The sequence below is a fragment of the Streptosporangium sp. NPDC050855 genome (genome assembly GCF_044456585.1).
GTDB classification, from domain to species: domain Bacteria; phylum Actinomycetota; class Actinomycetes; order Streptosporangiales; family Streptosporangiaceae; genus Streptosporangium; species Streptosporangium longisporum.
The window spans coordinates 219365-233512 of the sequence record NZ_JBITFY010000009.1 but is presented as its reverse complement, the minus strand read 5'-3'; the positions used below and the strand labels follow the sequence as shown (position 1 = coordinate 233512).

The following is a 14148-nucleotide window of genomic DNA, read 5'->3' as shown; positions in this document are numbered from 1 at the left end:
GCGTGCTCCTGCCACCGGCTGAGGAGACGGCCGCCTCCGCGCAGCCGGAGCGATGTCGGCACCCGACCGGCGACCGGCCCGGACGCTCGGCGGTGGGCACTGACACGACCGGTGCGCCCCGGCACTCCGATCGCCACCCACGGGACGGTCGAGACGCGCCGCGCACCGTGGTCCCATGAACGGTCTTGATCGCCAACTCACCTACTGGGACACCGCCGGCGCCGAGAAGACCTTCACCCACCCCGTCGATCCCGGCTGGACGACGATCATGGGCCGGGAGGCTCGAATCCTGGACTACGGCTGCGGCTACGGCCGTGTCATCGCCGAGCTGAGCCGCCGGGGCTTCTCCGACGTGTCGGGAGTGGACCTGTCCTCCGCTCTGATCGCGCGGGGCCACCGGTTGCACCCCGACCTGCGCCTCGCGGTACTGGAGTCCCCGCCACACCTGCCGTACCCGCCGACGAGCTTCGACGTCGTGCTGTTGTTCGCGGTGCTGACGTGCATTCCCGACGACGACGCGCAGCGGGCGCTCATCGCCGAACTCGTCCGCGTCCTGGCACCCGGCGGGCTTCTCTACATCAGTGACATGGTGCTGCAGGACGACGAACGAAGCCGGGACCGCTACGCCGCCTACGCCCGGCGATTCGGAACCCCGTACGGGGTGTTCGCCACCGACGACGGTGCGGTGGTGCGACACCACGACATTGCCGGCCTGTACGCCCTGCTGCCTGAATTCGATCTCATGGAGGAACGCCGGATCTCCGTCGTCACGATGAACGGCCACCCGGCGCGAGCAGTGCAACTGCTGGCCCGCAAACGGTGACCCGGTGACCCGCGCCGCGGCACGAGGCACGGATGCCAGGCCACGGGCAGGTACCGGCCGTCCCCCGGCGATCCGATCGCAGGACCGTATCGGCTCGACGGCTTCCCGCCCGCAGACCGGCCCCGCCACCGGGACGACCGGCTGCGAACCGGGTCGCTGCGGCAGCATGAAGAGGTGGCCTCGAGAATGCCGGCGTCGATCACGAAAGGGAGAACCCGTGAGCCCCACCGAGCCACGCCCGACGCCCCGTCACGAGAACATCGTGAGAGCCGGCCGGGAGATCGCACGAGGACTGAATCACGATCACGTCGGCGTCGAGCACCTGTTCCTCGCCATAGTCCGGGACCCCCATTCCCTCCCGACGCAGGTTCTCGCATCGTCAGGTGTCCACATCGCGGATCTGGAACGGAACCTGCCGGCCATCATGGATTCCGACTCGTACAAAGGAATCCCGGGCCAGGGCGACTGACCGGCGCACCTCTTCGACCCCGGCACCGGCGCGGCCGGGTACCGGGCCTTCGGTCTCGGCCGACCACGGCTCTGTGATCGGCAGCCGCACTCATCCCGGAGCGGAGTCCCCCGCCGGAGACATCGGCTTCGAAAGAGCCGGATGAGCACGACGGCCATCACCACGGGGATGACGACCGCCGCCACGAATACCGGAAGACCGACGCCCACCCCGCACGCCCGGTCGGCGGCCGGCGGGCCGTGCGGTGACGCGGAGCGCCGGTGCCTTGGCACCTATGGGACTGTGACTCATTTCGCAACCGGTCGCTGACCATGACACGGATGCCTTCCCGCTTCGATGCGAAAGGAGGGCCGTCGTCGTCTCCTGAGCGACTCTCCGACCTGGACGTTCTCTCACCGGTACCCCTAGCTGTACCTCCGTTCGGGTGTACGTGGGAATGACCGGGAGGGCCCGTGCCTGGTGTGCTGATGGCTGTCGGTGAATCCCTCTGAGGAGATGGCGAAATGGCAGTCAACAGCCAACCGGATGTCGAGCAGTATCCGAGCCGGACCGGGCTTCGAGGCATCATCCGTCGCAGTCCGCTGATCAGTTTCTTCGTGCTGGCCAACCTGATGAGCTGGATCGCCTGGATTCCCTACATTCTTTCGTCCACCGGCCTGGGGGTCTGGGATTTCACGTTCCCCACGCGGTTCGGCGGCTCGCAGATCCTCGGGGTTCTCCCCGGCGCCTACCTCGGCCCCATCCTCGCCGCGTTCATCGTGACCGCGGTCGCGGACGGCAGGGAAGGCGTCCGTCGGTGGGCCAGGCGAATGACGAAGTGGCGGGTCAGCTGGATCTGGTACCTCGTGACCCTCCTCGGTGTTCCCGCCGCCATCATCCTCTCCGGTCTCGCGGTGTCCGGCGGAGACATCCGTCTGCCGCCTGCCATCGTGCTGGTGGCCTACCTGCCGAGCCTGATGATCCAGATGGTCACCACCGGTCTGGCGGAAGAGCCCGGCTGGCGTGACTTCGCCCTGCCTCGCATGCAGCGCAGATTCGGTCCGCTGGGCGGCACCTTCATCCTCGGCCCGCTGTGGGGCCTGTGGCACCTGCCGCTCTTCCTGAGCGAGTGGGGCGGTTGGCCGGCCGTCACGTGGATGAGGGTCGGTGAGTTCATCGCCTTCTGCTGCGTCTTCAGCGTGGTCGTCACCTGGGTGTTCAACAGGACCGGCCAGAGCCTGCCGCTCGTCATGCTGCTGCACGTCGGCGTCAACAACTTCATGTCGCTCGCCTACTCGGACATGTTCCCCTCGATCGCCGACGCCGAGCAGGCGTCCCGGGTCACCCTGCTCGCGGGCACCGTGGCGGCGATCGCGGTGATCGTCGCGACCCGTGGCCGTCTTGGTTACCGTCCGGAGGAGGAACCCACCTCGGAGGTCGCACATCAGAACTGAGCGACATGTCACAACATGTCGGCACCCCGACCAGGCTCAGCCGCTCATGTCGGCCGGGCCCGGTCGGGGTGCCGTCGACCGTCGCCAGAGTCATGATCTTCCTGAGGCGGACAGGCCGCGGGCTCCTCTCGGGCATGGGTGAGTCTCCGACATGCGCCGGCCGACGACTCGGCTCCCGGTGCACGGTCAGGAGCCGATTCCGTCGTCCTCGTCCTCCTCCTCTTCCTCTTCGGGCCTGAACGGTTCCAGCGGACGGACACCGAGCACCCATCCGGCTGCGACACGCGGAAGACACGCCTGCACTCCGTTGAGCTCCTCCCGTCCGATCGACCAGTCCATGACCGGCGATTCCTCGCCGAGGATGACCGCCTCCATGAATTCGTTCCAGCGCCCGTACGAGCTGAGCAGGACGACCTCGTCCGGCACGTCCAGGTCGAGCACCACATAGCGGGCGTACTCCTCCGGGGTCTGTGGACACAGGAGCGCTTCCGCCACGAGCGCCACGCGGTTGTCGCGGGTGTCCGGCCCGGCCCACGCCCACACCGGTGGCCGGTCTCCACCGACGAGGCCGCGCCGTACCATCTCCGCCACCATCTCCTGGTAGCAGGCCCGGTAGTTTCGGACCATGATCCGGTCCCAGTCCCCGAGCAGCTCACCGGCATCCTCCAGCGACTCGAGAACCGCTCGATGCTGCACCGTCCACAAACGCATCGGACGATTGTGCCGGCGCCGGGACAGAGCGATCCACACGATTGTCCGGGCGGGAAGCCGATCCGGGTGAACGGGTGAGAGCAGGTGATGACCCACCTTGCCACCCGAGCCTCGAGGAATTGCGCATGAGTGAACAGGGCCGGAGATGACGACGGGATGGAGCGTGGAGGCCGAGCGGATCTGTGACGCGACCATCATCGAGCGGTCCCGTCATGAGCCCGACCGGTTCGCCGACCTGTACGACAGGCACGCGGAGGAGATACATCGATACGTCACGCGCCCCCATGCGCTGGCCCTGGGCCGTGACCGGCTGCTCACCGCCGCGCGCACGAGCACGACCAGGACCCTCGCCGGTGGCCGCGGCTCGCGGTCACCGGCGCGCTCGCCCTCACCATGGCCGTCGGGCTGATCGCTGTGAACGTAGCGAAGGAGGTGGCCATGTACCTCGCCGGGTTGCTGTCCAACCCCGTACTCCCCTCGGACCTGCGGCCCGCGGCCTACCGGGCGCCGGCAAAAGTGCCCGGGACACGAGTGCTTCAGGACGTCCTGGACGTGACGGATCACCGAGGGCTGGGCATCGCGTGGGAACCCGTGTCGGAGCTCGGCGGCTCGGAGATGGTCCTCATCCTCGACCCTCACACCTTCGCCTATCTCGGTACCCGTCACACCTACGTAGAGGACGTCGGCCGCGACGGCGTCGCCGAGGGTGACAAGATCGTCGATTGGGTCGCGCAGCTGGCGGCCGGCGTGACGGACACCGCGGGCGCGCAGCCATAGGGAATTCACCTGGCCGAGTACGAGGTGACCCGGGTATCCCCGTAGCCGCCCAGTGGTTGATCTTTAGCCTCGGTTCTCCGGTGAACCGGCACCGTATGGCTGACGTTCAATGAACGTGACGCGTAAGCGCTGGGTCGTTCTCATCGCCTCCGCCTCCGTGCCGGGATCTGGCGCTCCGGTGGACCGCAACCGGAAGCGGCCGGCGGCTCGATGGGCCCGCGCGGGAGGCTCTTGAGCGCTAGTGGCAGCGCAACACCGTCGAACGCTGCTTCCAGCAGCTCAAGGCCTTGCCCGGTCGGGCCACCCGCTACGACGAAGCTCCAGAAGGCCACGAGGCCGGGATCTACTTCCGAGGCTCGATCGTGTGGCTGAAGCTCCTCACCTCAACCACATGATCCGAACTCTGAACAGCCCCTAACGGCCTTTTGCAGCTATTTAATATCCGCGCTTCCAGGGCGAACAGTTCGCGGTACCTGAGCCGGCACACACCCTGAGTTGATCGATGCTGCCACCGTCGGCCGGTCGCTCCGATCCACAGCCGTCAGCGGACCCGTTGCCGTCACCGACGGAGTCGCGTAGTCCCTTGGCGGTGATGTACTCCGTACGTATGCCGAGATTGTCGGCCCTGACGTCGCAGGCTCGAACCGTGGTGCTGTTGTTGTATGACGTGCCGGAGCCAGCTTTGGCTCCATTGACGTACACGACTACCGTTACGTCCGCCGCGCTCGCCGGAGCCGCGGAGAAAAGCATTCCCAGTGCCGCCGCTGCGGTGAGCCACATTACGCGCACAGACTTGCCCATATTTCCTCCTCACATCAAGCAGCGAACACCTCGCCGAAATCACTTGTGATGGATCCGCTGCGTTCTCGTCAAGTAGGAACATCGCAAACATCGGAGGACATGTCATTGACTATGCGCGCCAAGTCCTTGCCTTCCAGCGCCCCGTCTCCGCCGACGGCACCATCATGGTCGTCGACCAGAAGGGCCCGGTCGCGTCCGGATGAGGTCGGACAGGCGGGCCGGGGTGTGGTTGGACGACGGAATCGAGGCACGATGAGACAGCAATAAGGCTCCGGTGAAGCATCAGATCTTGATTGACCGCTGTCCTACCGGGAGCCTCCTCTTGTCCGCCACCTCTCCGAGCCATCCCATTGCGACCTGCGCCGTCAGGATGGAAAGAGCTCAGTGGCTCGGACCGGTCGGGATCGCCCGACAACCTGCCCGGCGGCGACCTGAGTGTTCGCATCTACCGATTCACCCGCTTCGATCTACGAAACAAGATGAAGAGTCCATACAGGAATAAAGTTATCATCACTTCAGCATAAGCAATATTTCCGGCTTATCTGAAAAAGTGGTTATTTATTCTTATTTACCAATATTTGCCATCGATGACGTGCGGCCCTGGGGAACCAAAGTCAAGGACTGGGCGTTTCTCCTTCAGGTCAGAACGTACTGCATCTGAGCGACGGGCAGGAACTGCTGCGCACGCTGCCCACCCCCCTTACCGGTGATGAGGTGATGGGGCGGCCCGTCTGCGTGATGCCCGCCCCGCCGGACCCGCACCCCGACCGGCCACCGAGCAGGTGCGGGTGCAGCGGCGGGTCAGCAGCCGCGGCTGGACCGCCATCGCCGGACAACGCATCGGCGTCGGCATCGCTCATGCCGGAACGACTGTGATCTTCGAAGAAGCCGACGCGACCTTCCGCATCACCCGCGCCGGCCAGGTCGTCTCCGAGGTCGCTCGCACAACCACCGAACCGATCGCCCGTTTCAAGGTCCGCAGACCACAAAAGACCACGTGGGTCGGTGAACGCGACGATCCGAGCCCTTTGCTCAGGACGGCCGAACCGCCGGTCCAGATGGGGTGGACAGGCCGGACGGCCGGGCCGTGATGCCCGGCTTCAGTACCGTTGGCGGATGCCCCCCTCATCGTTTGATCGCCACCGTTTCACGGTTCTTGCCTATTGCGGCCAGTTCTATCTGCAGGATCTTGAGGCGCATGGTGTGTGGATGAGATCGCATGCCGAGGACGACCAGCATCCTCCTGCCGGGTGGACCGAGGAGGCCGTCTACGTCCACCGCATCGGCGTGCAGCCGCACTCGATCGCCATCGGAACCGCTCGAAGCGACATGGTGGAGACGACGCTGCTGTTCCACCCCACCGCCCCCATGGCAAGTCTCGAAGAAGCCGATCACGTCGTTGAGGCCGACATCGAGCTACCCACCGGTGACCTGGCGGTCTACGGTCCAGCCGACGGTCCCGGCCAAGAACGGCACGTCAACGTCGCAGCCGGGCGCTACCGGGTGCGCGTGTCTTACACGCCTTCTGCTCCTCCGGCATCCGAACACGACGATTCCGAACCCGGCGACCACCTCCACTACCGCATGGACATCTGGCCGACCGGCAGTCCCGCAGCCCTCGCCGTGCTGAAGCAAGGCCAACGCCTCTGGGCCGGCTGACTTCCTCGGATCGGCCGATCCCTGACCGCACTCTGTCCCCGGCACGCCGGCCACGATACTGTCGCCAAGACATACCAAAGATCATTTAGTTGGGGTGTCGCCCGCCTCCTGCGCCGGATATGTCGCACGGGTCCTGAGCCCTGAGACCCCGGCCAGCGCGTATGCCGACCTTCGAGGTGCATCTGCTGGAGGCGTGAACGATCAAAGCCAAAGAGTGCGCCAAAAGGCATCATTGACCGCAAGGCTGATCATCCAATGGGACTCAACTCCAGGAACAGCAGTGCTTTCGACCCGCCTCGCGTCCGAGCGTCTTTGAGCACCCTTTCCTCATGCGGATCCATGGGTCCAACGGACTCAACGAACTCCATCCCATGAAGCGACAGTCGCACATATTCTCGTTGACTGGACTCCATGGTGACTGATTCAGGAAGTTGCTGATCTATGATCGACCACCCGTGCTCTTGTAGGAGACCACTCGCCCTGCTCAGCGCCTGCCGGGAATCGGCGCTTCCGACATCGATCACCAGGACCTCGCTGACCAGGGTCAGGCCGTCCCAGGTGACCTCGTCCTTAGTCTCCGCCAGCACTTTTACGATGCTGCGTACGTCGCGGACAACGCCAGGATCGACCCGCTCTTCCCTTGGGAACAATTCCGACCGACATCCGGAGAGAAAGAGGAGCGCGCAGAGGACGACCATACCTGGCCTGGCGACTTGGACGACCTGCTTCAACCTGTTGACTCCGTTCCCTTCATGCCCGTGACAGGCAAGAACAGCTTCCCCGTTAGCGATGTACCGCAGTTCCCCAGCAGAAGATTCCTGATGACTCCATCCGTCTCTGATCGACAGAACAGGTGCTAGATCATGAGGGTGATGCCGTTGTCGGTGAGTTCTTGTGGGGTGAATACCGCGCTGGTGTCATCGGCGAGTTCGGTGCTGTAGCCGATCTCGTAGCGGTTGACGGGGGTCTTGACCTCGGTGACCTCGGTGACCTCGGTGACCTCGGTGGGGTGACCCTTGGTGTGGGCCATGGCGCGATGGGTGGTGAGGATCGCTTCGGCGTAGTCCAGCCCAGCGCAGGACCGCCGAGCCCAGAGCACTGGAAGCGGCGCGGCAGCCATGGCGTGCCGCGCCGGCTGAGCATGAGCCGTCAGGAGGTGGGTCCGATACAGGAGTGCTGTGCTCCGGACCGGTCGGTGGCGATATCGGTTCCCGTGAAGCGTCCGATCAGCGTCAAGGCCGAGCTGACGCTCTTCTCCCGGTCCACGCGGTCGTCGAAGACGTCGTCGGGACTGATCTGGAAGCGCAGGCCGTCCATCAGGTGATCGAGCGCGTACGGGTCGTCGCCGACTCGGTACGTGATCCACCGGCTGTTGCGGTGCCGGTCGAGGACAGGTGCGTTTTGTCCGCAAGGCCCGCTAATTCCCTTTTCTTCCCCGACCTTCTGATATGTGAATGGCACGACTTGAAAACCTCGTGTGGACGCGCACGCCCCCTTCCCGCTCCACCCGTCGTCCCATCCTTCGGAGAGCGAGCTGGGGCAAGGCGCCGGCGACCGGCACGATGCCGTCAATCCTCGACGGACAGAACGACGCGTTCATGGTCGCCCGTGCCTGCGCCCCTGCCCGTGGCCCCCCGACCACACCTGCCACCACTCCCGGCCAAGGCCGTTTCGGCCTCTCTAGTCCATCGTGGCCGTGACGCCATCGTTCCGATGAACCTGGACGGCCGTCACTCCGGCCCATCAGGCACGTGTCATATCGGACGCGTTCATTCGACTACATAGGGTAATACTCAACTCACAATGTGTGTCGATCACGCGTCTTCGCCGAGGCGCGTCCCACCATGATGGAGGGTTTCATGCGACGTAGACAGATCGCGATGCTGGCGGGGTGCACGATGGCTTTGATGGCTCTGGGAGGTCAGACGGCGAACGCCGTGGACACCATCGTGACCTTCACCGTCACCTCCGGCGCGCTGACCGTCACGGCTCCGCCCGGCCCGGTCAGCCTGGGCAGCGCCACGGCGGGCAACACCGTCAGCGGCCCGCTGGGAACCGTCACGGTCACCGACGCCCGCGGCGGCACGCCCACCTCCGACTGGGTCGCCCGGGTCTCGTCGACGAGCTTCGTCGGCCCCGCCGACACGATCCCCTCGGCCAACGCCACCTACACCCCTCAGTCGGGCACCGTCGTGGTCGGCAACGGGACCCTCGCCGCCGGCACGGCGGGGACCCTGGCCGCGCAGCGCATCTCGATGAGCTACACCGGTGGCACCGGCAACAGCCAGGCGACCTGGAGCCCGGTCCTGACCGTCGCCATCCCCCTCATGGCCGGGCTGGGCACCTACACCGGGACGGTGACCCATTCCGTCTCCTGAGCGGCTTCACAGGCTGGTGGTGGGTCTCCTGCTGTGCGCGCTTCTGACGGGCGCGGGCGGCACGACGGCCCACTCCAGCCTCACCGCGGACCACGTCGCGGCCACGACCACGGCCATGGCCGCCGCGCCGGTCCGCGCCGGTGTCGACGGCCCCGGCAAGGGGCTCGGTATCCGGCTGCTCGAAGCACCCGTGTCGCGCCGCAAGGACCCCCGTGCGCTCGCCGGGGTGGTCGATCACGTGGACCCCGGAACCGTCATCAAGCGGCGCTTCGAGGTGTCCAACACCACGGGACGCCGGCTGCACGTGTTCCTGTACGCGGCGGCGGCCGACATCAAGGATCAGACGTTCGTGTTCGCTCCCGGGCGCACCCAGAACGAGCTGTCGAGCTGGATAAGCGTCGAACCGGCCGAGATCGACGTGCCGGCCGGCGGGGCGAGGACCGCGCTGTTCACCATCCGGGTGCCGAAGACCGCGTGGCGCGGTGAGCGGTTCGCGGAGATCTGGGCGCAGACGGAGGTGCCGCCCGACAAGGAACACAACGTCGGACTGGCCACCCGCGTCGGTATCCGCGTGTTCCTCGACGTCGGGCCGGGCGGCGAACGGCCCTCGAACATGCGCATCGAAAAGCTCATCCCGGAACGTGACGCCGCCGGACACCCCCGGCTCCTGGCCCAGGTCGTCAACACCGGCGGGCGCGCGCTGGACATCTCCGGCCAGCTCTCGCTCACCGACGGACCCGAGGGCATACGGGCAGGACCATATCCCGCCACGGTGAGCGTCCTCCTCAAACCTGGCGAGACCGGACGAGTAATCATTCAGATGGGCAAAGGCCTACCCAACGGCCCATGGAAGGCCGACCTGACCCTACGCAGCGGAATGATCATACGAACCGCCTCCGCCACCATCACTTTTCCCGACTCCGGAACGGGTGAGGTGGTTATCCTGCTGAGCGGTGAGGACCTGCTCCTGCCGGTGCTCATCCTGCTCACCCTGGCCCTCGGCGGCGCGTTCTTCCTGCTCAGAAGGCGACGGCGAGCAAGCCCCGACCCGGTCGCCCCGAAAGACATCGATGCATCGCAGAACGGCACTCATCACCACGATGACCATGGCGTCCACACTGGTCATGTGGGCCGTCACCGCCGTCCCGCCGGTGAGGGCGGTCCCGTCGCCGTCCACCTTCACGACGGGCGCCGCCGGAGCGCTGACCATGACCGTTCCCCAAGCGGTTGACTTCGGCTCCATGGCCCCGGGCACCGAGATCTCCTGGCAGCTGGGCACGGTGACCGTCACCGACACCCGCGCCCCCGGAGCGGGGGTGTGGACGGCGACCGTGTCGTCCACCGACTTCGTCAAGTCCGGCACCCCCGTGGTCACGATCAGCCGGTCGAACCTGACGTACTGGTCAGGCCCGGCCACGACCAGCCAGGGCGGCGGGACCTTCATCCCCGGCCAGCCCACCGCCGCGCAGCAGGTGGACCTCAGCGCCCCCCGGGTCGCGTTCTCCCGGACCACCACCGTCGGGGTCAACGAGGCAGCCTGGATCCCCACCCTGCGGCTGAGGATCCCCTTTGACACCTTGGTGAGACCCGGCGTCTACACCGGCACTCTTACCCACTCCGTCGGCTGACCCGTTCTGGCGGAGATGGGGAACGACTCTTGAACCCGCACCGGTCGAATGCCGAGGTCCAAAGATCGCGTACGCGACCTACGGTATGGCCAGGACATCCCGGTGGGCTGGCGCTGAGGAAAGAAGCACCAGGCCGTCGATCGCCCCCAGCCCCGCTCGGGCAGTGACCATCTCAGGCGATCGCCAGGGCGGTACCGGTAACCGCCGGTTCTGTCCGTGCTGGGCGTGACCCAGGCGAATGGTGACTCTACCGAGCGGCGGTGTGCCGGTGTGCGGCGCGTTGGTCGGCACGCCGTGCTGCCGCTACGGCGGTGCCCCGCGCTGCGCTCGCGCCGTGACCGACCCCAGGCCGCATGCGCGGCCAGATCGCATGCGCGGCGCGGGGACGCCGGGGCGGGGAACACGGGGGCGCGGCACGCCGCCGCTTGGTGGCTGCGAGCCGGACGCCTTCGTGTTCCTCGGCAAGCGCGGGGGATTCCTGCCGGGCAACAACTTCCGGCGTGAGGCCAGGTGAGCGGACGCGCTCAAGGAGATGGGCGTCAAGGGCCTGCACTTCCACGACCTGCGACACACCGGCAACACGCTGGCGGCGCAGTCGGGAGCGAGCCTGGCCGATCTCAAGGCTCGGACGGGACACGACAGTGACCGGGCCGCACTGATCTACCAGCACGCGACACGGGACGCGGATCAGAAGATCGCCGACGCGCTGAGCGCACGGGTGGAAGACGAACGGGGGAGCACGATGGCGGCGAGGCGGCCACACCGGCCGGAGTGAGCTAACAGCCCGTCAATGGCCCGCACACCTCACACCAGGATCAGCGGACGGGTGTTCTGGCTGGTGGAGCCTAGGAGATTCGAACTCCTGACATCCTGCTTGCAAACAGGAGCCGGTCATGACGTCGATGGGTCTTCCTCCTGGTCAAGCGGCAGACGGTGGTTGGTGACGCGTGCTCATGTGCGTCGGCGTCGCTGTACCAAGCTGCTGTACAGCATCCGATGTTCCGCTGATGCGATCATCGCCGCTGCGATGGGTACCGGGCTGTCGCGAGGTCCTCAGCAAGGTCCTCCAACGTGAGGTCGGCGTTCAGCAGGGTGACGACGGCTTGCGTGAGTGGGCGAAGAGCATAGACGTGCCGTACCGCATCGATATCTACAGAGACTTCGTAGTAGTCCTCAGCGAACCGCTGGAACGCCTCAGGTGACGGACCCGTGAGTAGCTTGAACAGATGGGCCGATCCATCAGGGTCACGTTCGCCGTCCGGATAGTCGATCTCGCCCACTCGCCGGCCCTCGTCGTCGGCCTCGCGCCACAAACAGACGGTCACGACCGGCATGCCATCCTCGTCGCAGAACGCGGGCTCTTCCACCCAGCGGCGGAAGCTATCAGGAACTGAGTCGAGTATCCCCGGCCATGGCCCGTCGTTCCCGTAGGGGCTCATCACTGCCTCGTGGTCGAAGCCGCGGATGTACGCGCCCCCCGCCGAGAAGACGATGGCGTATTCGTCTCCGGAGCCAACTCGATAGCGCCTATGCACTGGAGGCCAACGCGCTCCCCGGTACCTGGCCGGCGCTCCGCTCGCTGCACGTCGACGGAATCAGACGTCCAACGGCCAAGCTGCTCAAAGCCCGCTACCGTGGCTCCGAGCCGGACCTCGCCGTTCGGGGTGTGAAGACCGATGAGTGGCTGGCCGCGAACTCCTCCCCGAGACCATCAACGCCATCGCCGGCCTCGTCTCCGACAAAGTCCGCCGGACTCACCTGGTAACCCCAGGTCGCGCACCATCAACTACTGCGCACAAGGTCGTGAGGGCGGAGGGCTTTTCGTTGGCCTGTGGCGGCGGACCGTACGATCGCGTCAAGGAGTCGGTGGCGCTTGACGGCGTGGGTGAAGTCCGGGGCGACAGCCGTTCCGTGGACGAGGTCGTCCCGAATCGCGGCGTAGGCGTGCACCAGCGTGTGGATCACTGTTCCGGCCAGGGCGGGATAGTCGTCGTAGCCGCTGGGCGGCGTGATCTTCGTAGGCCGGCCGCCGCTGCGTGTGCCACACACCGTGACCGGACCGATGTGCGGGAACTCGGCGGCGGTGATCTCGAGTCTCCCCTCTGTGCCGTCGATGATCAGAGAGAACCCTGCACCCGATGCCGCGCCTCCACGGTGGTGGACGGACAGGATGGCCCCGCCCGCCACGGTGCCCGAGATCGCGATCTGGTCCTCGGCGGTCATCAGAACGACCTGCCCGGTACGCCCGAGGGGAACCTGTCGGCGCCGGGTCGCGGTCGTAGCAACCACTTCCTGAAGCTCGCCGACGACCATCGACACCAGGTCGATCGCGTGTCCGAACGCGATGGTCAGCATCGTGGCCCCGAGCTTGCGGTCGAGCGTGTAGACCATGTTCTGAGACACCGGAGTGCCCCATTCGGTCGAAGACGCCACGACGGTGGCGGAGAGCACTTCCCCCACGAATCCTTCGGACACGAGGTCGGCCAACCAGCGGAAGGTAGGCGAGGAGCGTCCCTGAAGACCGACGAAGGTGCGCGTCGTCCCGGCGGCACGCTCCATCTCCTCGGCCTCGCGCAGGTCGACGGCGAGCGGCCACTCGGAGAGCACCGGCACTCCCGCCTTCAGCACGGGCAACACGAGTTCGCGATGCTGAGGCACTTTGACGGCGACAACGACGAGATCGACGTTCTCGTCGCCGGCGAGCTGCTCGACCGACGTGTACGCGGGTACGCCATACGCCGCTCCCGCGGCCTGGGCCGAGGCTTCGGAGCTCGCCGCCAGCGCGCGAAGCTCGATTCCCTCGACGGCGCTCAGCGCGGGCACGTGAGCCCCGGCCGCCCAGCCTCCCGTGGCGCTCAGGCCGACGATGCCGACGCCGATCGGCTTACCGGGGTCAGGCACCGAGCTGCCGCCTCAAGGTCTCGGCGTCGTGCAGGGCCGTCATGTGCACGAACCGCCCGTCACGGATCCGATAGATGGCGTACTCGACGATCTCGAACGAGGCGCCGGTGGGAGCCACGCCGAGCCACTCCTTCGCAGGCGTGCCCGTGTTGATCAAACGGGCCGCCAGACGATCACCATCGACCGCGATTTCCTGGAGTTTCCAGTGGAAGTCCGGCACCGCGTCGATGTCGCCGTTCAGCACAGCGATGACCTGGTCCCGAGTGCCCGGCTCACCGTTCAAAGTGGTCTCGTCGTCGATGAACTCGTCCATGCGGTAGATCTCGTGGGCGTTGAGCGCCCCGATGTAGCGCAGGTAGAACTCGCGCAGGTCGGTGTCGGACATGATCCCCTTCTTCGGCCCCCGGAGCGGAGGTCATGCTCGGTGTTTCGCGAGGGCCCTTGACGGTTTCGTCGCGGTGATCGTCGGCAGAGGGAGGAACCACTGCTCGCAACTTCTGTTCCGAACGGTACCGAAGTTTTGCCGCACCGTCACGGCCCTCATGCGAGGAGAATGTCTCACCGGGGC

At 66.3% G+C, this 14148-nt stretch carries 18 protein-coding genes; 11 read left to right on the top strand and 7 right to left on the bottom strand.

The features are described from left to right. Positions 1-175 precede the first annotated feature (175 nt). From ACIBCT_RS19800 to ACIBCT_RS19790, 3 genes are all read left to right on the top strand, one after another. Positions 176-823, top strand: coding sequence for a methyltransferase domain-containing protein (locus ACIBCT_RS19800; protein WP_399190422.1), 648 nt, complete (start codon positions 176-178; stop codon positions 821-823). Between the two features lie 217 nt (positions 824-1040). Further along, the gene (locus tag ACIBCT_RS19795) at positions 1041-1292 is read left to right on the top strand and encodes a Clp protease N-terminal domain-containing protein (protein WP_399190420.1); all 252 of its coding nucleotides are present in this window, start codon (positions 1041-1043) and stop codon (positions 1290-1292) included. Between the two features lie 503 nt (positions 1293-1795). Beyond that, positions 1796-2725, top strand: a complete 930-nt coding sequence (locus ACIBCT_RS19790; protein WP_399190418.1) for a CPBP family intramembrane glutamic endopeptidase — start codon at positions 1796-1798, stop codon at positions 2723-2725. A gap of 186 nt (positions 2726-2911) precedes the next feature. Here ACIBCT_RS19790 and ACIBCT_RS19785 read toward each other — a convergent pair whose 3' ends face one another. After that, on the bottom strand, positions 2912-3436 hold the full coding sequence (locus ACIBCT_RS19785) for a DUF3841 domain-containing protein (protein ID WP_399190416.1): 525 nt from the start codon (positions 3434-3436) through the stop codon (positions 2912-2914). Between the two features lie 145 nt (positions 3437-3581). Between ACIBCT_RS19785 and ACIBCT_RS19780 the strand changes: the two genes are divergently transcribed. The 4 genes from ACIBCT_RS19780 (at position 3582) to ACIBCT_RS19765 (ending at position 6673) form a co-directional block, all read left to right on the top strand. Beyond that, positions 3582-3845: a hypothetical protein gene (locus ACIBCT_RS19780; RefSeq protein ID WP_399190414.1), complete on the top strand. Its 264-nt coding sequence runs from the start codon at positions 3582-3584 to the stop codon at positions 3843-3845. Between the two features lie 5 nt (positions 3846-3850). After that, positions 3851-4213 carry a hypothetical protein gene (locus ACIBCT_RS19775; RefSeq protein ID WP_399190412.1) on the top strand — a complete coding sequence of 121 codons (363 nt, stop codon included), beginning with the start codon at positions 3851-3853 and terminating at the stop codon, positions 4211-4213. A 1589-nt stretch (positions 4214-5802) separates the two neighbouring features. Next, complete coding sequence (locus tag ACIBCT_RS19770; protein ID WP_399190410.1) at positions 5803-6105, top strand: hypothetical protein; 303 nt, start codon at positions 5803-5805, stop codon at positions 6103-6105. Positions 6106-6130: 25 nt separating this feature from the next. Continuing rightward, a complete protein-coding gene (locus ACIBCT_RS19765) occupies positions 6131-6673 on the top strand; it encodes a hypothetical protein (RefSeq protein ID WP_399190408.1) in 543 nt (180 codons plus the stop codon). A gap of 248 nt (positions 6674-6921) precedes the next feature. On the opposite strand, the gene ACIBCT_RS19760 is transcribed toward ACIBCT_RS19765, so the two are convergent. From ACIBCT_RS19760 to ACIBCT_RS19750, 3 genes are all read right to left on the bottom strand, one after another. Beyond that, positions 6922-7404, bottom strand: coding sequence for a hypothetical protein (locus ACIBCT_RS19760; protein ID WP_399190407.1), 483 nt, complete (start codon positions 7402-7404; stop codon positions 6922-6924). A 125-nt stretch (positions 7405-7529) separates the two neighbouring features. Beyond that, positions 7530-7703 (bottom strand): hypothetical protein, encoded by a 174-nt coding sequence (locus tag ACIBCT_RS19755; RefSeq protein WP_399190405.1) that lies wholly within the window; start codon positions 7701-7703, stop codon positions 7530-7532. Between the two features lie 119 nt (positions 7704-7822). Beyond that, positions 7823-8134 carry a hypothetical protein gene (locus ACIBCT_RS19750; protein ID WP_399190403.1) on the bottom strand — a complete coding sequence of 104 codons (312 nt, stop codon included), beginning with the start codon at positions 8132-8134 and terminating at the stop codon, positions 7823-7825. A gap of 398 nt (positions 8135-8532) precedes the next feature. Here ACIBCT_RS19750 and ACIBCT_RS19745 point away from each other — a divergent pair, with 398 nt between their 5' ends. From ACIBCT_RS19745 to ACIBCT_RS19730, 4 genes are all read left to right on the top strand, one after another. Next, positions 8533-9051 (top strand): hypothetical protein, encoded by a 519-nt coding sequence (locus ACIBCT_RS19745; RefSeq protein WP_399190401.1) that lies wholly within the window; start codon positions 8533-8535, stop codon positions 9049-9051. A 19-nt stretch (positions 9052-9070) separates the two neighbouring features. Then, complete coding sequence (locus ACIBCT_RS19740; protein WP_399190400.1) at positions 9071-10282, top strand: peptidase; 1212 nt, start codon at positions 9071-9073, stop codon at positions 10280-10282. Then, positions 10260-10679, top strand: a complete 420-nt coding sequence (locus ACIBCT_RS19735) for a hypothetical protein (protein WP_399190398.1) — start codon at positions 10260-10262, stop codon at positions 10677-10679. Before ACIBCT_RS19740 ends, ACIBCT_RS19735 begins: the two co-directional genes overlap by 23 nt. Positions 10680-11211: 532 nt before the next feature. After that, positions 11212-11454, top strand: a complete 243-nt coding sequence (locus tag ACIBCT_RS19730; protein WP_399190396.1) for a hypothetical protein — start codon at positions 11212-11214, stop codon at positions 11452-11454. A gap of 238 nt (positions 11455-11692) precedes the next feature. Here the strand turns inward: ACIBCT_RS19730 and ACIBCT_RS19725 are convergent, their stop codons facing one another. From ACIBCT_RS19725 to ACIBCT_RS19715, 3 genes are all read right to left on the bottom strand, one after another. Next, positions 11693-12214, bottom strand: coding sequence for a hypothetical protein (locus ACIBCT_RS19725; protein WP_399190394.1), 522 nt, complete (start codon positions 12212-12214; stop codon positions 11693-11695). 247 nt (positions 12215-12461) lie between these two features. Then, the gene (locus ACIBCT_RS19720; RefSeq protein ID WP_399190392.1) at positions 12462-13580 is read right to left on the bottom strand and encodes a Gfo/Idh/MocA family protein; all 1119 of its coding nucleotides are present in this window, start codon (positions 13578-13580) and stop codon (positions 12462-12464) included. After that, positions 13573-13965, bottom strand: coding sequence for an ester cyclase (locus tag ACIBCT_RS19715; RefSeq protein WP_399190390.1), 393 nt, complete (start codon positions 13963-13965; stop codon positions 13573-13575). The genes ACIBCT_RS19720 and ACIBCT_RS19715 overlap by 8 nt, the downstream gene beginning before the upstream one ends. Between the last annotated feature and the right edge of the window lie 183 nt (positions 13966-14148).